Genomic DNA, 17,365 nt, shown 5'->3' on the forward strand with positions numbered 1-17,365 from the left:
AGGCGCCAGGGTCAGCAGGAACTCTCACGTAACCCGCAGTCTTACTAACCGTTTGACCGCAAAACCATACCAAACCGCCGCAAGCAGCTATAAAAACAGTAGCAATTTCGCTACTGGAACCCTGTTCTGTGGATTAGGAAAATCATGTCCGAATCTTTTGCCGACCTATTTAACGAATCGCTACAACGCTCTGAGATGCGTTCCGGTGAAGTCATCACCGCTGAGGTAGTGCGCATCGACCACAACCATGTGGTCGTCAACGCCGGACTCAAATCCGAAGCGTACATTCCCCTCGAAGAATTCAAGAACGACCAGGGCGAAGTTGAAGTCCAGGTCGGCGACTTTGTTTCCGTGGCTATCGACTCCGTCGAAAACGGCTACGGCGACACCCTGCTCTCGCGCGACAAGGCCAAGCGCCTGGCTTCGTGGATGAGCCTGGAAAAAGCCCTGGAATCCGGCGAATTCGTCACCGGCCAGACCAGCGGCAAGGTCAAGGGCGGCCTGACCGTTCTGGTCAACGGCATCCGCGCTTTCCTGCCCGGCTCGCTGATCGACACCCGCCCCATCAAGGACTTGTCTCCCTACGAGAACAAGACCATGGAATTCAAGGTCATCAAGCTCGATCGCAAGCGCAACAACGTCGTGCTGTCACGCCGTGCGGTTGTCGAAGCATCGATGGGCGAAGAGCGCGCCAAGCTGATGGAAACCCTGAAAGAAGGCACCGCAGTCAAGGGCGTCGTCAAGAACATCACCGAATACGGTGCGTTCGTTGACCTGGGCGGCATTGACGGCCTGCTGCACATCACCGACATGGCATGGCGCCGCGTACGTCACCCAAGCGAAGTGGTGACGGCTGGCCAGGAAATCGTGGCCAAGATCCTGAAGTTCGACACCGAAAAGAACCGTGTCTCGCTGGGTCTGAAGCAAATGGGCGACGACCCATGGATGGGCGTGAACCGTCGCTACCCACAGGGCACGCGTCTGTTCGGCAAGATCACCAACATCGCCGACTACGGCGCGTTTGTGGAACTCGAGCCAGGCATCGAAGGCCTGGTCCACGTGTCCGAAATGGACTGGACCAACAAGAACGTTGCGCCTAGCAAGCTCGTGGCCCTGGGCGACGAAGTCGAAGTCATGGTCCTGGAGATCGACGAAGACAAGCGCCGCATCAGCCTGGGCATGAAGCAGTGCAAGGCCAACCCATGGCAAGAATTCGCCGTGGAAACCAAGCGCGGCGATCGCGTCAAGGGCCCGATCAAGTCGATCACCGACTTTGGCGTGTTCGTGGGTCTGGCTGCCGGTATCGACGGCCTGGTGCACCTGTCTGACCTGTCGTGGAACGAAACCGGCGAAGCCGCCGTTCGTAACTACAAAAAGGGCCAGGAAGTCGAAGCCATCGTGTTGGCAGTCGATGTCGACCGCGAGCGTATTTCCCTGGGTATCAAGCAGCTTGATTCCGACCCGTTCACCACCTTCGTGTCCATCAACGACAAGGGTGCGATCGTGACCGGCAAGGTCAAGACGGTTGACGCGAAGGGCGCCGAGATCGATCTGGGCGAAGACATCATCGGTTACCTGCGTGCCAGCGAAATCAGCCGCGACCGCGTTGAAGACGCACGCAACGTGCTGAAAGAAGGCGACGAAGTGTCTGCAGTCGTGGTGAACGTGGATCGCAAGACCCGCAACATCCAGTTGTCGGTGAAAGCCAAGGACAACGCCGACCAGCAAGAAGCCATGGCCAACCTGAGCCAGCAGTCCTCGCGCGAAAGCGCCGGCCTGACCAGCCTGGGTGCCCTGCTGCGCGCCAAGCTGGACAGCAACGAGAAGTAAAGTCCTTGTGGGACTAAGCACATGAGGCGGCCATGCCGTCCATGTGTTCTGCCCCCAACCGGATAAAACTGAATGACCCGAAGCGATTTAGTCGAAGAACTGGCAGCCCGATTCAGCCAGCTGACGCACCGCGATGCCGAATTTGCCGTCAAGACGCTTCTTGATGCCATGGGCGACGCGCTGGTGCGCGGCCATAGGATAGAAATCAGGGGCTTTGGCAGTTTCTCCATCAACCGGCGTCCGCCCCGCATGGGCCGGAACCCCCGGTCCGGGGAAAGTGTCGCCATCCCTGAAAAACGGGTGCCTCACTTCAAACCGGGCAAGGCATTGCGGGAAACCGTCGATGCCCGCACCCAGGAATTGCTGACGGTCACGAAATCCAGTTAAGGTCTTGGCGTTTTCCTACTGCGCGCTGGCTACAATCGCCAGACCACTAGGGGGACTGCCAGTGAAATACCTGATGTGGCTGCTCAAAGCAGCCATTTTTTTTACGCTATTTGCTTTTGCACTGAATAACCAACAAACGGTTGCAGTGCATTTCTTTTTTGGTACCTTGTGGCAAGCGCCATTGGTACTGGTGGTTCTAGCCACCTTCGCCTGCGGACTAGCGCTGGGCGTTTTTGTCATGATGCCGCGCTGGTGGAAAAAACACAAAACAGCACAACGCCACCATTCTGGCTCTTCCACCTTCGGCACCACCACTACGGCGGCTGACAACCCTTCCTCGCTACACCATGGAATTTGACTTCACCTGGGTCTTGCTCGGGTTTCCGATTGCCTTCACGCTGGGCTGGCTGGCCTCGCGGCTGGATTTGCGGCAGCTTCGCATTGAAAACCGCCAGGCACCCAAGGCCTATTTCAAAGGCCTGAACTTCCTGCTCAACGAACAGCAGGATCAAGCCATTGACGCCTTCATCGAGGCCGTCCAGAACGACCCCGACACCTCTGAACTGCACTTTGCCCTGGGCAATCTGTTTCGCCGCCGCGGCGAGTACGAGCGCGCGGTGCGGGTGCACGAGCATCTGATGTCGCGCGGCGACCTGACGCAGCCCGAGCGCGACCGTGCCCAGCATGCGCTGGCGCTGGACTTCCTGAAAGCCGGCCTGCTCGATCGTGCCGAAATCGCCCTGCGCAAGCTCGAAGGCACGCCATTTGAAGAGGAAGCCCGCTTAGCGCTGCTGTCGATTTATGAGCGCTCCCGCGACTGGGCCAATGCGACCGAAATTGCCGCCCGGCTGGGCAGTTCCAGCCATGGCAGTTTCAGCACCCGGCAGGCGCACTATCTGTGCGAGCAGGCCGGCACCGCGGCAGCCGCCGGCGATACCGCCCAGGCCTTGGCCAACTTGCAGGCCGCAGCACTCATGGCGCCCGCCTCGGCCAGGCCGCTGATTGACCTGGCCAAGCTGCAACACCAGTTGGGCCGGCCCCAGGACGCCATGCAGAGCTTGCTCAAGCTGGAAGAGATTGCTCCTCAGGGCCTGCCCCTGGCCGCCGGCCTGCTGGCCAATATCGCCCACAGCAGTGGTCAACAGCAGGCGGCGCTGGAGCACTTGAAGGCCAGCTATGCACATATGCCCTCCATTGATGTGGTTGAGGCCATCGTCAAGCTGGAGCAAGACCCGCTGGCGGCACGGCAATGGTATTTGCAGCACCTGGAACACCAAACCTCTCTGGTAGCGGCCGGCAAATGGATTGCCGGCGAACCGCTGGGCAATGCACAACAGCACGCGCTGGTGCAGCGCACCCTGGACCAGGCCACCAAGCCCCTGATGCGCTACCGCTGCGCCGCCTGCGGCTTTGAAGCCACCCAGCATTTCTGGCACTGCCCCGGCTGCCAGGCCTGGGACAGCTACCCGACGCGCCGCATTGAAGAATTATGAACACCCCCGTCGGACGCTCACTTCGTGTAGCACCTTCCCCCCTTGCAAGGGGCAACAGTTGTGGCCCGGCAAAGCCGGTTCCACGCTGTTACTTGCCTGAATAACAAAGACATGACGACAACTTCACAACTATCAGCCGAACAGATCTCGAAAGCCCGCGTTCTGGTGGTGGGCGACGCAATGCTGGACCGCTACTGGTACGGCGCGGTGGACCGGATCTCGCCCGAGGCACCCGTACCCGTGGTACGTGTGACGCGCACCGAAGAACGTATTGGCGCCGCCGCCAACGTGGCCTACAACATCGTCACCATTGGCGCGCAGGCTTCGCTGCTGAGCGTGGTCGGCGACGACGAAGCCAGCCACCAGTTGGAAGCCCTGGTCGCCAAGACCGGCATCACGCCTTATTTTGGCCGCGATGCGCAGCTCAAGACCACCGTCAAGCTGCGCGTGATCGGGCGCCAGCAACAGTTGCTGCGCCTGGATTTTGAAAACACGCCGGAAAACGAGGTACTGGCATCGCAGTCCGCCACCTTTGAAAAACTCCATCCGCAGCACGATGCCGTGCTGTTCTCTGACTACGGCAAGGGTGGCCTGGCGCACATCGTGCTGATGATTGCCCAGGCCCGCGCCGCCGGCAAGGTGGTGCTGGTCGACCCCAAGGGATCGGACTATGCGCGCTACAAAAACGCCAGTGTCATCACCCCCAACCGCGCCGAGCTGGAGCATGTCATAGGCCCCTGGCGCGATGAGGCCGACCTGCACCTCAAGGCCCATAACCTGCGCGCCGAGCTGAACCTGCAAGCCCTGCTGCTGACCCGCAGCGAAGAAGGCATGACCCTGTTTGACGCTCAAGGTGCGCTGCACGTGCCGGCCCTGGCCAGAGAGGTGTTCGACGTCACCGGCGCCGGCGATACTGTGATTGCCACACTCGCCACCATGAGCGCGGCCGGCATGAACTTGCGCGACGCCGTGCCCATCGCCAATCGCGCCGGCGGCATCGTGGTGGGCAAATTCGGTACCGCCACCGTCAACTACAGCGAGCTGTTTGCGGCACACTGACGCCCAGCGCCTTGAGACCCAGGAGTTCACCATGAAAATCGTAGTCACCGGCACCGCCGACTCTAGTTCCGACATAACTTGCCAAGGCAAGTTAGTCTTCTCTGCAACCCGCAGGAGCGAATCATGAAAATAGTTGTGACCGGTGCTGCGGGTTTTATCGGCAGCAACCTCATCAAAGGGCTTAACGCCCGCGGCATTGACGACATCATCGCCGTCGACGACCTGACCCACGGCGACAAATTCCGCAATCTGGCCGACCTGCAGATTGCCGACTACGTCGATGCCGACGATTTCTACGACCTGTTCGCCGAAGGTGCTTTCGGCCAGGTGGAAGCGGTGTTTCATGAAGGCGCCTGCAGCGACACCATGGAGCTTGACGGCAAGTACATGATGGACAACAACTACACCTTGTCCTGCGACTTGTACCAGGCCTGCCAGGAACAGGGAACGCGCCTGCTGTATGCCTCTTCGGCCGCCACCTATGGCGGCTCCGACACCTTTAGCGAGTCACCCGAATTCGAGAAGCCGCTCAATGTTTACGGCTACTCCAAGCTGCTGTTCGACCAGCGCATGCGGCGCGAGCTTGGTGCGCGGTTTGAAAACGCCGCCACCCAGGTCGCCGGGTTCAGGTATTTCAACGTCTACGGACCGCGTGAACAGCACAAGGGCCGCATGGCCAGCGTCGCCTTTCACCAGTTCAACCAGTTCCGCGCCGAAGGCAAGGTCAAGCTGTTTGGCGAATACGGTGGTTACGCCGCGGGAGCGCAAATGCGGGACTTCGTCTTCATCGATGATGTTGTTGCCGTCAACCTGTGGTTCCTGGACCACCCGCAAGCCTCTGGAATTTTCAACCTCGGCAGCGGCCAGGCTCAACCTTTCAACGATGTCGCGCTCACGGTCGTCAACACCCTGCGCAAGTCCGAAAATGCCGCGCCCCTGAGCCTGGAAGAGGCCGTGCGCGGAGGCCTGATTGACTATGTGCCATTTCCCGACGCACTGGTGGGCAAGTACCAGTGCTATACCCAGGCCGACCTGAGCGCCTTGCGGGCCGCAGGCTGCAAGCACCTGTTTGCCAATGTCCAGAGTGGCGTCGCCTCTTACATGGACAGCCTGGGCAAAGCGTCTACCTAGGGTATTCCCTTTTCCAGAGACAGGCCTGCCAAGTCAACCTCTTGCCTCCTCCGGTCGTTAATCAGACTCATCCTGTCAACCAGGGTGACCGGGTCTGTATTCAATCTCAACCTTTGAGGAGTCTTCACATGTTCAAGAAAATCCTGGCGTTTTTCGCGGCTATGTCCATCATTGCGGCGTTTGCTGCGGTTGACGTCAACAAGGCCACCGAAGCCGAACTCGACAGCATCAAACACATAGGCCCCGCTACCAGCAAGCTGATCATTACCGAGCGCAAGAAAGCGGAATTCAAGAACTGGGATGACTTCATCACGCGCGTCAAAGGCGTTGGTGAAAAACGGGCCGCCGACTTCTCCGCCTCTGGCCTGACTGTCGGCGGTGCCGCCTACACTGGCCCCGGCGCTGCCGATGCCAAGGCAAAAGCCAAGGCCGACACCAAAGCCGACGCCAAGAAAACAGACAAACCCGTCGCCGAAAAAGCCAAAGATAGCGCCAAGGATGGCAAGATGGCTGCCGCCCCCAAGAGCGAAGCCAAAACCGATGCGAAAGGCGAAATGGCAAAACCTGCTGCCGCCGCCAGCGCAGCCAAAAAGTAAACCCAGCCGTCTTGCTCACAACCCGCCTAGGCGGGTTTTTTCGTTTTCCAGCCGGGCCACCAGAGGTTTCGGCAAGTCCAGCGATGTTCGGCGATGAAGCACTGCAAAGTGCTACCCGTAGAATCATCCTGGCATGCCACTGATTTCTCTCATACTCCTCCCCTTCCTCGGCAGCCTTCTGGCTGCCGTGCTGCCGGCCAACGCACGCAACACCGAGTCCACCCTGGCCGGTCTGATTGCGCTGTTTTGCACGGTACAGGCGGCACTGTACTTTCCTGACATTGCCAATGGCGGCGTAGTGAGCCAAACCATTGAATGGCTGCCCGCGCTGGGACTGAATCTGGTGATTCGCATGGACGGATTCGCCTGGATGTTCTGCATGCTGGTTCTGGGCATAGGCTCGCTGGTGGTGCTGTATGCCCGCTACTACATGTCGCCGACCGACCCGGTACCGCGCTTTTTTGCCTTCTTTCTGGCCTTCATGGGCGCGATGGCCGGCATTGTGCTTTCGGGCAACATCATCCAGCTGGCGTTTTTCTGGGAGCTGACCAGCCTCTTTTCCTTTTTGCTGATTGGCTACTGGCATCACCGCAAGGATGCGCGGCGTGGCGCCCGCATGGCGCTGACCGTGACCGGCACGGGCGGCCTGTGCATGCTGGCCGGGATGCTGGTGCTGGGCCACATCGTCGGCAGTTACGAGCTGGATCAGGTGCTCGCTGCCGGTCAGCAAGTCCGCGAGCATCCGCTGTACCTGACGGCCCTGGTGCTGGTGCTGCTGGGTGCGCTCACCAAAAGCGCCCAGTTCCCCTTTCACTTCTGGCTGCCGCACGCCATGGCCGCACCGACTCCGGTATCGGCCTACCTGCACTCGGCCACCATGGTCAAGGCCGGGGTGTTTTTGCTGGCCCGCCTGTGGCCGGTGCTGGGCGGCACCGAACCCTGGTTCTGGCTGGTCGGTGGCGCCGGCCTGTGTACGCTGCTGATTGGCGGCTATGCGGCCATGTTCCAGAACGACCTGAAGGGACTGCTGGCCTACTCGACGATTTCGCACCTCGGCCTGATCACCCTGCTGCTGGGCCTGAACAGCCCGCTGGCTGCGGTGGCCGCGGTTTTCCACATCATGAATCACGCCACCTTCAAGGCCTCGCTCTTCATGGCCGCCGGCATTCTGGATCACGAAAGCGGCACACGTGACATCCGGCGCCTGTCCGGCCTGCGCAAGATGATGCCGGTGACGGCCACATTGGCCATGGTGGCCAGCGCCGCCATGGCAGGCGTGCCCTTGCTGAATGGCTTTTTGTCCAAGGAAATGTTTTTCGCCGAGACCGTGTTCATCAACAGCACGCCCCTGGTATCTATGCTGCTGCCGATTGCCGCCACGGTGGCCGGCATGTTCAGCGTGGCGTATTCGCTGCGCTTTATCGTGGATGTATTTTTCGGCCCACCGGCCACCGATCTGCCGCGCCAGCCTCACGAGCCCCCGCACTGGATGCGTGTGCCGGTGGAACTGCTGTCGCTGGCCTGCCTGGTGGTGGGCATGTTTCCAGCCTGGGCGGTAGGGCGCTACCTCAACGCCGCGGCGCTGCCGGTGGTCGGCGGCGAACTGCCCAGCTTCAGCCTGGCGGTCTGGCACGGCCTGAACACGGCCTTTGTCATGAGCCTGGTGGCCATGCTGGGTGGCATTGCGCTTTACCTGTTGCTGCGCCGCCAGCGCGCCTTCGGGTCGGTGGACGCGCCGCCCTTGATGCGCCGGATTGACGGCAAGCGCTTGTTTGAGGCGGCGCTGGCCATGCTGTCCCTGGCCGGGCGCAAGGGCCGGCGGCTGCTGGGCACTCGGCGTCTGCAATGGCAAATGCTCTGGCTGGTAGGCGCAGCCCTGCTCGCCGGCCTCTTGCCCCTGTGGGCCAAAGGCCTGCATCTGGGCAACCGCACGTCACTGCCGCTGTCGCCGGCGTTTGCGCTGCTCTGGCTGCTGGGCAGCCTGTGCGCACTGGCCGCAGCCTGGCAAGCCAAATACCACCGCATGGCGGCACTCACGCTGATGGGCGGCGCTGGGCTGTCTACCTGCATCAGCTTTCTCTGGTTTTCCGCCCCCGATCTGGCACTGACCCAACTGATCGTGGAAGTCGCCACCACGGTCCTCATCTTGCTGGGCCTGCGCTGGCTGCCCAAACGCAATGAGAGCCTGCGCTTGCCCAGCCGGGCCGAGCAACGCAGCACGCGCTGGCGCCGTATGCGCGACCTGGGGCTGGCGGTCGCGGCCGGCGTCGGCATGGCCTTGCTGGCCTTCACCATGATGAGCCGCCCGTTTCCCGAAAGCACCTCGACCTTCTTCCTGGAACACGCGCTCAGCGAAGGCGGCGGCAGCAACGTGGTCAATGTCATGTTGGTGGACTTCCGCGGCTTTGACACTTTTGGCGAAATCGTCGTGCTGGGCATCGTGGCGCTCACGGTCTATGCGCTGCTGCGACGCTTCCGGCCGGCCCGTGAAACCCTGGACCTGCCGGCGCAGCAGCGCGCCGTTTCGCCCGACCTGGCCACCGACCTGCTCAACCCGCGTCATGCGGCAGACACCGCCATCGGTTACCTGATGGTGCCTGCCGTGCTGGTGCGGCTGCTGCTGCCCTTTGCCGCCATGGTGGCCTTCTACTTCTTTCTGCGCGGCCACAACGAGCCGGGCGGCGGTTTTGTCGCCGGACTGGTGCTGTCGGTGGCCCTGCTGCTGCAGTACATCATCTCGGGCACGCAGTGGGTTGAAGCGCATCTGCCGCTGCATCCGCGCCGCTGGATTGCCATCGGGCTGCTGTTTGCCCTGGCCACCGGGCTGGGCGCTGTGGGCTGGGGCTTTCCATTCCTGACCAGCCACACCGCCCACCTCACGCTGCCGCTGATCGGCGAGCTACACATTGCCAGCGCGCTCTTCTTCGACATCGGCGTGTTCTCGCTGGTCGTGGGCTCCACCTTGCTGATCCTGACGGCCATCGCCCACCAGTCGGTACGCAGCCACAACTATCACGAGCATGTCATGAAGGAAGCACAAGAAGCCCAAGCGGCTGCCGCCTCACAGGAGAAAGTGTGATGGAAATCGTTCTGGCCATCGCCATAGGCGTATTGACGGGCTCCGGCGTCTGGCTGCTGCTGCGACCACGCACCTTCCAGGTCATCATGGGCCTGGCACTGCTGTCCTACGCCGTCAACCTGTTCATCTTCAGCATGGGTCGCCTCGGGCTGGCCCTGGGCAAGGTGCCCGTGCTGCTGCCCGGCGTAGCTCAGGATCTGGCGCACTACGCCGACCCCATGCCGCAGGCCCTGACCCTGACGGCCATCGTCATCGGCTTTGCCATGACAGCGCTATTCCTGGTGGTGTTGCTGGCTTTGCGCGGCATGTCGGGCACCGACCATGTGGACGGCAGCCATGCCAGCAAAGACGCGCAAGAACAGGACCAGCCATGAACGCCATCACCGCCGCGCTCATGCCGCACCTGATGCTGGCGCCCATCGCGCTGCCCATGCTCACCGCCGCCCTCATGCTGCTGCTGCGCGAAGAGCACCAGCGCCTCAAGATAGCGCTCAACCTGGTCTCCACCCTGCTGGGGCTGGCCGTGTCCATCGCCCTGCTGGTCTGGGCTAACCGGCAGGGCGCCAGCGCTACCATGGACGTTTACCTGCTGGGCAACTGGCCGGCACCCTATGGCATCGTGCTGGCGCTGGATCGCCTGTCGGCGCTGATGCTGGTACTGACCAGCACCGTCGGGCTGGCTTCGGTGCTGTTTGCCAGCGCCCGCTGGCACCGCGCCGGCGTGCACTTTCATCCGCTGTTCCAGCTCCAGTTGATGGGCCTGTGCGGCGCTTTCCTCACGGCCGACCTGTTCAACCTGTTCGTGTTTTTCGAAATAATGCTGGCCGCCTCCTACGGGCTGCTGCTGCATGGCTCGGGACGCGCGCGGGTGCAGGCCGGCCTGCACTTCATCGCCATCAACCTGGCCGCATCCTCACTGTTCCTGGTCGGCGCATCCATGCTTTACGGCATCACCGGCACACTGAACATGGCCGACCTGGCGCAAAGCATTCCCCAGGTTCTGGAGGCCGACCGCGGCCTGCTGCATACGGCGGCGGCCATTTTGGCGATCGCCTTTCTCATCAAGGCCGCCGTCTGGCCGCTCAACTTCTGGCTGGTGCCGGCCTACAGCGCGGCCACCGCCCCGGTGGGCGCGCTATTTGCCATCATGACCAAAGTCGGGATTTACGCCATCTTGCGTCTATGGACCCTGCTCTTTGGCGCCGATGCCGGTGACTCGGCGCACTTTGGCGGGGCCTGGCTGATAGGCGCCGGCATGGTGACCATGACCTTTGGCGCCATCGGCATGCTGGGTTCGCAGCGGCTGGGCTACCTGGCGGGCTTTGGCGCCATTTTGTCTTCGGGCACCTTGCTGACCGTCGCCGGCTTTGGGCAAAACCAGCTCACCGCCGGCCTGCTGTATTACCTGCCCAGCTCCACGCTGGCCGTCAGCGCGCTGTTTTTGCTCACCGACCTGATGGAGCGCTGGCGCAATGACGGCGCCAGCCTGGCGCCCTACGAGAAAAATGACGACGCCCCCTTCCTGAACGCGCAACTGGTGCCCACCGACGGCCTGAACCTGGACGACGAGCAGGAGGCCCTCACCGGCCGCGTGATTCCCGCCGCCGTCGCCCTGTTGGGTCTGGCCTTCATGGCCTGCACCTTGGTGATCACCGGCCTGCCGCCGCTCTCGGGCTTTGTCGGGAAATTCGCCATGCTCAGCGCCTTGCTCAATCCACAGGGGCTGGGCGCCAGCGCCGGGCACCAACCGTCTATCACGGACTGGCTGCTGGTCGCCCTGCTGATCGGCTCTGGCCTGTTGGCCCTGATCGCGCTGACACGGGCTGGCATCTTTCACTTCTGGGCCACTTACGACCGCGCCGCGCCGCAATTGCGGGTGATGGAAGGCCTGCCCATCGCCGGCCTGCTGCTGGCCTGCGTGGCCCTGACCGTGCAAGCCGGCCCCGTGATGCGCTATGCGCAAGCCACCGCAGATGCGCTGCACGCCCCCGCCAGCTACGTGCAGGCGGTGATGTCGGCCCAGCCGGTGCAGCGCCCCGCTGCCCCGGTGGCCGCCAAGGATGCTCTCAAGGTGACGCCATGAAGCGCCTGCTGCCCGCCCCGCTCTTGTCGCTGGCGCTGTTTGTGCTGTGGTTGTTGCTCAACCATAGCCTGGGGCTGGCCCACGTGCTGCTGGCCTTGCTGCTGGCCCTGGTCATTCCGCTGCTCACCCGTGGACTGCGCCCACTGCCGGTGCGCATACGCCGGCCCGGCGCGGTGCTGCGCCTGATGCTCACGGTGGCCGCCGACACGCTGAAATCAAACACGGCCGTGGTGCGTTTTCTGCTCATGCCCGGCAAACGCCGCCATGCGGCCGGTTTTGTGCATGTGCCACTCGATCTACGCGATCCCAATGCCCTGGCGGTGCTGGCCATGATTGTCTGCAGCACCCCGGGCACGGCCTGGGCCGAATTGTCACTGGACCGCGACATGCTGCTGCTGCACGTGCTGGAAGTCGATGACGCCGCAGCCATTGCCGCGCATATCAAGTCCCGTTATGAGCGCCCACTGATGGAGATTTTTGAATGACCCCACTGCTTTCCTGGGCCCTGCCCGTGGCCTTGTTCATGCTGGTGCTGGCCATGGTTTGCACGCTGCTGCGCCTGCTCAAGGGGCCGGCGGCGCAGGACAGGGTGCTGGCGCTGGACTGCATGTACATCAACGGCATGCTGGCCATGCTGGTGCTGGGCCTGATCAACGCCAACAGCAATTACTTCGAAGCCGCGCTGCTGATTGCCCTGTTCGGTTTTGTCGGCTCCACGGCCATGGCCAAGTTCCTGCTGCGCGGGGAGGTGATCGAATGAACCCGCCAAACCTGGCGCTGTGGGCCGAGATCACCATAGCCGTGCTGGTGCTGGCCGGTGCCGCGCTGGCCTTGCTGGGCTCCATCGGCCTGCTGCGCCTGCCGACATTTTTTGAACGCGTCCACGCACCCGCCATCATCGCCACCAGCGCCTGTTGGTGCATCGTCTATGGCAGCGTGCTGTTCTTCTCGCTGCAAGCCGGGGAGCTGGCCTTGCACCCGATTCTGATTGCCCTGTTGATTGCCATCACCACGCCCATCACCACGATTTTCCTGATGCGCGCCAGCCTGTTTCGCGCGCGCAAGATGGGTAAGGATGTACCGCCCAACATCAGCCGCCCCTTGCCAGCAGACCCCCGCAATCCCTGAAAAACAGTGGTACGCCACCTGTTTTACATGTCTTTTAGGCCTCTAGCCCTTTGATGACATGCGCCACCAGCTATTAATTCAATAGCATCAAGGCAACGCAATCAGATCGGTCAGGCCGACCTCCACCCCCGCTTGCGTGAGCAAGGTGGTGAGCTGGCCACGGTGATGCGTCTGATGATTGAAAAAATGCGTGATGGCCCGCCAGGCCGGGTGCTCGCGCTGCACCCCCATTCTGTTGCTGTAGCGCATGCTGAACTGGGTAAACGCTTCTGGCATCTCGCCGACCCAGGCTTCAATCACGCCATCCAACTGCTCGCGCCTGGCCCGCAGCGTCTGCCAGTCCTCATACAAAACCGTATCAAGCTGGCTGCCGGGCGGCAGCGCTAGCTGCGCCGGGTCCAGGCTGGGCAAGGCGAGTCCGTTGTCAAGGCCGCACTGGGCAAAGCGCCCCAGCCAGATCAGGTCGGCCAGCAGCACATGGTTCAAGGTTCGGTGCATGGAGCCGAAGAAAGCGCCGCGTTCCTGCTTGCGCTCGGCATCGCTCAAGGTCTCGCAGGCCGCGTACAGGCGCTGATTGATCCAGCGGTTGTAGCGGGCCAGAAGGCGGTAGTTTTCGCGCAGCACATCGAGCATGATGACTCCTGAATTAATAGCTTCTTGCGCCCGCCCTGATTGGGCTAGCGCCATTTTTCACTCAAAAACAAGGCCAAAGACAGTGCCGCCGCGCTCACCGCTACGGTTAAAGTCAAGCCTGCATTGTCCCGCCAACAAACCCTATCCCGCCATGATGTCTGTGATTGCAATCTGTCTGGGCGCCTCACTGGGCGCGCTGTCCCGCTGGGGCTTGGCTTTGTGGCTGTCGCCCGGCGGCGTGATTCCCTGGGGAACGCTGGCCGCCAACCTGATAGGCGGCTATCTGGTCGGCGCCTGCATCGCCGCCTTCCAGTCCATGCCTCAGCTCGATCCGGTCTGGCGCTTGCTGCTGGTCACGGGGTTTCTGGGTGGCCTCACCACGTTCTCCACTTTTTCGGCCGAAGTCGTGATCTTCCTGCTGGAAGAACGCTACGGCCTGGCCATCAGCACGGCCCTTGTGCATGTGCTGGGCGCCTTGCTGATGACCGTGGCCGGCCTCAAGACAGCGGCGTTTTTAATCGCTGCCCGCGCGGGCTAAAGTTATCAAACCGTCGCTGGCCTGCTGCTGCGTCCAAAACGCAGCTCGCTGACCAGCACCGCCAACACAATCATGGCGCCCCCCGTCAGGCCCCACAGACCCAGCCGCTCACCCGCCATGGCGCCCACCAGCGCAGCCCATACCGGCTCCATGGCGTAGATCAGGGTGGCGCGTGTCGCCGAGACGAAGCGCTGGGCCCAGTTCATGCCGAACTGGATCAGAGCCGACGCCAAGGCCAGGGCGCCCACGCAGGCGAACAAGCCCGGTGTGAAACTCGGCACGGGCTCCTGGATGCCGGCCGCAGCAAGCAAGGCCAGCACACCGGCCACCAGCAGCGGTACAAAGGCAAGGCGGCGCGGATCACAACGCGGGCTGAAGTGCGCAATCAATAAGATCTCGGCGGCAATCGCGATGGTCCCCAGCATCGTCAGGATTTCCCCTTTGCCCAGGGTCAAGCTCATGCTGCCTGGGCTGGCCAGCAGGGTCAGGCCGACAAAGGCCAGCGCAATCCCGATCGCCGCGCCCGCCGTGGGCCATTTTCGGAACCACAACAGTTGCAGCACCGGCACCAAGGGCACATACAGAGCCGCCAGAAAGGCCGATTTGCTGCTGGAAATGCTCTGCAGCCCAAGCGTCTGCAAGGTGTAGGCAAAAAACAGGTTGATGCCCATCAAGCTGCCGGCGATGTACTCGATGCGCGTGATGCCCCTCAGTTTTCCCCGCAGCACGGCGGCGAGCAAAAGGGCCGCAATGAGGAATCGAGCCCCCACCAGGGTATAGGCCCCGCTCCATTGCAAGGCCGTCTGGACGACCAGGAATGTGCCACCCCAGACAAAGGTGATCAGCACCAGGATGGACTGCGCAAACAAGGTCGAAGAGGCGCTGCGGGCTGCTGATGACAAGAGAAAGTCTTTCAAGACAAAACCGGCTATCTTGCCTCAAGATGGCCGCTCTAGACGCTTGAGCCCAGACGACAAAAAACCAAGGCCAATTTTCCTCACCCAGCAACTCAAGCCGGACCCAGCCCTATGGGCGCTGGCGCGCTCATCAAGATGCGGGTAAAGAGTCGGGCATAGGCGGGATCAGGCGGGTACTTGCCGGTCAGCGGGTCGCAGTTTTTCTCGAACGCGGCGTCCAGCTCTTTCCAGTCGCCATCGTTCAGCAGCTTTTCGGCGGCGGGCAGGATCACGCTTTCTTCCAGCTTCATGTGCGCCAGGTAAAAGTCAACATAGCGCGTGCACTGCTCCAAAAACGCGGGTTTGCGCGACTCGCCCAAGAGCTCCCATGCCAACAGCAGATGCTGCAGTTCGCGCGCCGTCTTTTCGCCGCTCATGTGATCGCGTTCGAGTTGCGCCACGGTGTCCATCACCGACGGGTCGGCACGCACCACGCGCGGAAACAGCAGGTCTGACTCCTTGGGGTGATGCAGTTGCTCGGGGAACTCATCGATGTAGAACAGCATGGCCCGCAACACCTCGAAGAACTGCTGCGGGCTGTCCCTGGGGCCGCGCTCGGCCATCATGCGCATGGAGCGCAGCATGGCGGCGAGTGAGGAATGCTCGTCGCGGATGATTTGCAGGCTGTCGTGTTTGATGGCGGGCTCCAGGAGACTATTGGCAATAACGCCAAGAATGCCTGATTCGGCCCGCCCAGACCCTGACGAAGATCAAGCCTCCTGCAGCTTTTCTCAAGGCTGCGGCAACGCCACCTGGCCAGGCTCAGTGCTTGTGCATGCCATGCGGATCAGCCTTGCCTGCGCCGGGTGCCGCCGTGCTGACGGGCATGGCGATCTCCAGCTTGCTTTCCTTGCCTTGGGCATCCCTGAAGCGTAGGGTCAGCGGCACCGTGCCGCCTTTGGCCAAGGCCTGCTTCAGGTCCATCAACATCAGGTGGTAGCCGCCTGGCTTGAGTTCCACGGTTTTGCCGGCCGGCAAATCGAGCACAGGCACGGCCCGCATCTTCATCACATCGCCCTCCAGCTTCATCTCATGCACCTCGGCAACGCCGGCCACGGGGGTCTCAGCCCCCACCAGTTGGGTGTTGGCCTGGGCGGTGATCTTCATGAAGGCGCCGCTGCCTTTTTGTCCTGCCACGGTGCTGCGCACCCAGGCGTCCTTGACGTCTACCGTTTGCGCATGGAGAGCGCCGCAAGCCAGTGCCATGCAGGCGGCCAGTAATTTGAGTTTCATGGTGTGTCCCTGTCAGTTAAATAAAAAAGTAAGGCTGGGCCGACTCGGCATCGGCCCCTTTTGCCTTAGTGCTGATGAGCGCTGTGATCTGGCTCGCCGGCCTTGCCGGCCGCAGCCGATGCGCCCGGCGCTGCGGCCGCCACCGGCACATTGAGCTCGACCCGGCTCTCTTGCCCTTTTGCATCCTTGAAGTGCAGGCTCAGCGCCACGCTGCTGCCAGCGGCCAGCGGCTGCTTCAGATCCATCAGCATCACATGGTAGGCGCCGGACTTGAGCTCCAGCGTTTTGCCGGCCGGCAAATCCAGGCTGGGGACACGGCGCATTTTCATGACATCGCCGTCCATCTTCATTTCATGCACTTCGGCCACACCCGCCACCGGCGAGGAAATACCGACCAGTCGCGTCGCGGTCCGGGCCGTGATCTTCATGTAAGCACCGCTGCCTGTCTGGCCCGGCACCGTGGCACGCACCCAGGCATCCTTGACCTGAACCGGCTGGCCCAGATCGGCCTTGGCCACCGGGTCGGTGACTTCCAGCAAGGCGGCCGGCGATTTCAGGCCTTTGGCGGAGGCGCCCGATGCCGGCACCTCGCTCCAGTCCATGCTACCGCTCTCGCAGGTCTGCAGCACCTTGAACCACAGCGGCCCGGCCGTCTCGGGCAGCTTGCCGCGCAGCATGAATTCGTCAAAGTGGGCATCCTGCAGCGCCGCATCCTTGGAGGCCGCCGTCCAGCTCACCACCGTCACGTCCTCCGTGACCGGCTTGCCGTGGTTGTCATAGGGCTTGGCCAGTTTGCCAAGCTTGGTGGTGAGGGTCCAGCCGGCCTTGGGATAGGGCTTGGCACCCTGAAAGCCGGCCGGAATCTGCACCGTGATGCCGGTCGTGGCCGAGCCCTGGCAGCCATGACCGACCTGGAACACCGCCTTGTAGTTGCTGCCTGCCGGCGCGCTCTTCTCTTCCAGACCAATATGAGAAAAAGCCGGGATAGCCAGCATGCAGGCTGCGGTAGTCGCTATATTTTTGATAGTAATTGAGGAGATCATGATCGATCTTTCGGTATTGATTTTTTTGACTGATGGCCTCGCTCAAACTATCCCGCAGATCGACATGTAGATCTGCCAACAAGGACATGAGGAGGCCAGATGAAATTTCTTGACTCGGAACAGAACAAGGCGTGCCAAGCCTTGCGTTGCACACACCAGCAGCCCCGGCAGAGGCG

General features: G+C 62.1%; 19 protein-coding genes. 14 read left to right on the forward strand and 5 right to left on the reverse strand.

Annotation, left to right across the window (positions count from 1 at the left end; translation table 11 throughout):
• The first annotated feature begins 144 nt into the window (after positions 1 to 144).
• The 13 genes from rpsA to mnhG all read left to right on the forward strand — a co-directional run bounded on the left by rpsA (position 145) and on the right by mnhG (position 12,786).
• A complete protein-coding gene (gene rpsA, locus BM160_RS03040) occupies positions 145 to 1,830 on the forward strand; it encodes a 30S ribosomal protein S1 (protein ID WP_092000205.1) in 1,686 nt (561 codons plus the stop codon).
• Between the two features lie 72 nt (positions 1,831 to 1,902).
• Positions 1,903 to 2,217 (forward strand): integration host factor subunit beta, encoded by a 315-nt coding sequence (locus tag BM160_RS03045; RefSeq protein WP_092000208.1) that lies wholly within the window; start codon positions 1,903 to 1,905, stop codon positions 2,215 to 2,217.
• Between the two features lie 61 nt (positions 2,218 to 2,278).
• Complete coding sequence (locus BM160_RS03050) at positions 2,279 to 2,575, forward strand: LapA family protein (protein WP_092000211.1); 297 nt, start codon at positions 2,279 to 2,281, stop codon at positions 2,573 to 2,575.
• A complete protein-coding gene (gene lapB, locus BM160_RS03055; RefSeq protein WP_092000214.1) occupies positions 2,565 to 3,710 on the forward strand; it encodes a lipopolysaccharide assembly protein LapB in 1,146 nt (381 codons plus the stop codon). The genes BM160_RS03050 and lapB overlap by 11 nt, the downstream gene beginning before the upstream one ends.
• Before the next feature lie 111 nt (positions 3,711 to 3,821).
• Positions 3,822 to 4,769: a D-glycero-beta-D-manno-heptose-7-phosphate kinase gene (rfaE1, locus tag BM160_RS03060; protein ID WP_092000216.1), complete on the forward strand. Its 948-nt coding sequence runs from the start codon at positions 3,822 to 3,824 to the stop codon at positions 4,767 to 4,769.
• A 123-nt stretch (positions 4,770 to 4,892) separates the two neighbouring features.
• Positions 4,893 to 5,900 (forward strand): ADP-glyceromanno-heptose 6-epimerase, encoded by a 1,008-nt coding sequence (gene rfaD, locus BM160_RS03065; protein WP_092000219.1) that lies wholly within the window; start codon positions 4,893 to 4,895, stop codon positions 5,898 to 5,900.
• A 128-nt stretch (positions 5,901 to 6,028) separates the two neighbouring features.
• Positions 6,029 to 6,496 carry a ComEA family DNA-binding protein gene (locus tag BM160_RS03070; RefSeq protein ID WP_092000221.1) on the forward strand — a complete coding sequence of 156 codons (468 nt, stop codon included), beginning with the start codon at positions 6,029 to 6,031 and terminating at the stop codon, positions 6,494 to 6,496.
• Between the two features lie 133 nt (positions 6,497 to 6,629).
• Complete coding sequence (locus tag BM160_RS03075; RefSeq protein ID WP_092000223.1) at positions 6,630 to 9,575, forward strand: monovalent cation/H+ antiporter subunit A; 2,946 nt, start codon at positions 6,630 to 6,632, stop codon at positions 9,573 to 9,575.
• Positions 9,575 to 9,949, forward strand: a complete 375-nt coding sequence (locus tag BM160_RS03080) for a Na+/H+ antiporter subunit C (RefSeq protein ID WP_092000225.1) — start codon at positions 9,575 to 9,577, stop codon at positions 9,947 to 9,949. Before BM160_RS03075 ends, BM160_RS03080 begins: the two co-directional genes overlap by 1 nt.
• The gene (locus BM160_RS03085; protein WP_092000228.1) at positions 9,946 to 11,658 is read left to right on the forward strand and encodes a monovalent cation/H+ antiporter subunit D; all 1,713 of its coding nucleotides are present in this window, start codon (positions 9,946 to 9,948) and stop codon (positions 11,656 to 11,658) included. The genes BM160_RS03080 and BM160_RS03085 overlap by 4 nt, the downstream gene beginning before the upstream one ends.
• Positions 11,655 to 12,143, forward strand: a complete 489-nt coding sequence (locus tag BM160_RS03090; RefSeq protein ID WP_092000231.1) for a Na+/H+ antiporter subunit E — start codon at positions 11,655 to 11,657, stop codon at positions 12,141 to 12,143. Before BM160_RS03085 ends, BM160_RS03090 begins: the two co-directional genes overlap by 4 nt.
• Positions 12,140 to 12,418 carry a K+/H+ antiporter subunit F gene (locus BM160_RS03095; protein ID WP_092000233.1) on the forward strand — a complete coding sequence of 93 codons (279 nt, stop codon included), beginning with the start codon at positions 12,140 to 12,142 and terminating at the stop codon, positions 12,416 to 12,418. Before BM160_RS03090 ends, BM160_RS03095 begins: the two co-directional genes overlap by 4 nt.
• Positions 12,415 to 12,786 (forward strand): monovalent cation/H(+) antiporter subunit G, encoded by a 372-nt coding sequence (mnhG, locus tag BM160_RS03100; protein ID WP_092000238.1) that lies wholly within the window; start codon positions 12,415 to 12,417, stop codon positions 12,784 to 12,786. The genes BM160_RS03095 and mnhG overlap by 4 nt, the downstream gene beginning before the upstream one ends.
• Before the next feature lie 87 nt (positions 12,787 to 12,873).
• Here the strand turns inward: mnhG and BM160_RS03105 are convergent, their stop codons facing one another.
• A complete protein-coding gene (locus BM160_RS03105) occupies positions 12,874 to 13,419 on the reverse strand; it encodes a DinB family protein (protein WP_092000241.1) in 546 nt (181 codons plus the stop codon).
• Between the two features lie 151 nt (positions 13,420 to 13,570).
• On the opposite strand from BM160_RS03105, the gene crcB reads away from it, so the two are divergent.
• Complete coding sequence (gene crcB / locus BM160_RS03110) at positions 13,571 to 13,957, forward strand: fluoride efflux transporter CrcB (RefSeq protein WP_092000244.1); 387 nt, start codon at positions 13,571 to 13,573, stop codon at positions 13,955 to 13,957.
• Positions 13,958 to 13,962: 5 nt separating this feature from the next.
• Here the strand turns inward: crcB and BM160_RS03115 are convergent, their stop codons facing one another.
• The 4 genes from BM160_RS03115 to BM160_RS03130 form a co-directional block, all read right to left on the reverse strand.
• Positions 13,963 to 14,859 (reverse strand): DMT family transporter, encoded by an 897-nt coding sequence (locus tag BM160_RS03115; RefSeq protein ID WP_255368590.1) that lies wholly within the window; start codon positions 14,857 to 14,859, stop codon positions 13,963 to 13,965.
• 107 nt (positions 14,860 to 14,966) lie between these two features.
• A complete protein-coding gene (locus BM160_RS03120) occupies positions 14,967 to 15,551 on the reverse strand; it encodes a hemerythrin domain-containing protein (protein WP_092000246.1) in 585 nt (194 codons plus the stop codon).
• Between the two features lie 124 nt (positions 15,552 to 15,675).
• Complete coding sequence (locus BM160_RS03125; RefSeq protein WP_092000249.1) at positions 15,676 to 16,146, reverse strand: copper chaperone PCu(A)C; 471 nt, start codon at positions 16,144 to 16,146, stop codon at positions 15,676 to 15,678.
• A gap of 65 nt (positions 16,147 to 16,211) precedes the next feature.
• Complete coding sequence (locus BM160_RS03130; protein WP_092000253.1) at positions 16,212 to 17,189, reverse strand: DUF1775 domain-containing protein; 978 nt, start codon at positions 17,187 to 17,189, stop codon at positions 16,212 to 16,214.
• Positions 17,190 to 17,365 lie beyond the last annotated feature (176 nt).

Origin of the sequence: Polaromonas sp. OV174 (assembly GCF_900112285.1) — a bacterium.
Lineage (GTDB): Bacteria > Pseudomonadota > Gammaproteobacteria > Burkholderiales > Burkholderiaceae_C > Polaromonas.

Coding starts and splice junctions, on each gene's coding strand:
- BM160_RS03070 (WP_092000221.1), top strand. CDS start 6,029: ATGTTCAAGAAAATCCTGGCGTTTTTCGCGGCTATGTCCATCATTGCG.
- lapB (WP_092000214.1), top strand. CDS start 2,565: ATGGAATTTGACTTCACCTGGGTCTTGCTCGGGTTTCCGATTGCCTTC.
- BM160_RS03080 (WP_092000225.1), top strand. CDS start 9,575: ATGGAAATCGTTCTGGCCATCGCCATAGGCGTATTGACGGGCTCCGGC.
- BM160_RS03085 (WP_092000228.1), top strand. CDS start 9,946: ATGAACGCCATCACCGCCGCGCTCATGCCGCACCTGATGCTGGCGCCC.
- BM160_RS03125 (WP_092000249.1), bottom strand. CDS start 16,146: ATGAAACTCAAATTACTGGCCGCCTGCATGGCACTGGCTTGCGGCGCT.
- crcB (WP_092000244.1), top strand. CDS start 13,571: ATGATGTCTGTGATTGCAATCTGTCTGGGCGCCTCACTGGGCGCGCTG.
- BM160_RS03095 (WP_092000233.1), top strand. CDS start 12,140: ATGACCCCACTGCTTTCCTGGGCCCTGCCCGTGGCCTTGTTCATGCTG.
- rpsA (WP_092000205.1), top strand. CDS start 145: ATGTCCGAATCTTTTGCCGACCTATTTAACGAATCGCTACAACGCTCT.
- BM160_RS03090 (WP_092000231.1), top strand. CDS start 11,655: ATGAAGCGCCTGCTGCCCGCCCCGCTCTTGTCGCTGGCGCTGTTTGTG.
- BM160_RS03045 (WP_092000208.1), top strand. CDS start 1,903: ATGACCCGAAGCGATTTAGTCGAAGAACTGGCAGCCCGATTCAGCCAG.
- BM160_RS03075 (WP_092000223.1), top strand. CDS start 6,630: ATGCCACTGATTTCTCTCATACTCCTCCCCTTCCTCGGCAGCCTTCTG.
- rfaE1 (WP_092000216.1), top strand. CDS start 3,822: ATGACGACAACTTCACAACTATCAGCCGAACAGATCTCGAAAGCCCGC.
- BM160_RS03105 (WP_092000241.1), bottom strand. CDS start 13,419: ATGCTCGATGTGCTGCGCGAAAACTACCGCCTTCTGGCCCGCTACAAC.
- rfaD (WP_092000219.1), top strand. CDS start 4,893: ATGAAAATAGTTGTGACCGGTGCTGCGGGTTTTATCGGCAGCAACCTC.
- BM160_RS03130 (WP_092000253.1), bottom strand. CDS start 17,189: ATGATCTCCTCAATTACTATCAAAAATATAGCGACTACCGCAGCCTGC.
- mnhG (WP_092000238.1), top strand. CDS start 12,415: ATGAACCCGCCAAACCTGGCGCTGTGGGCCGAGATCACCATAGCCGTG.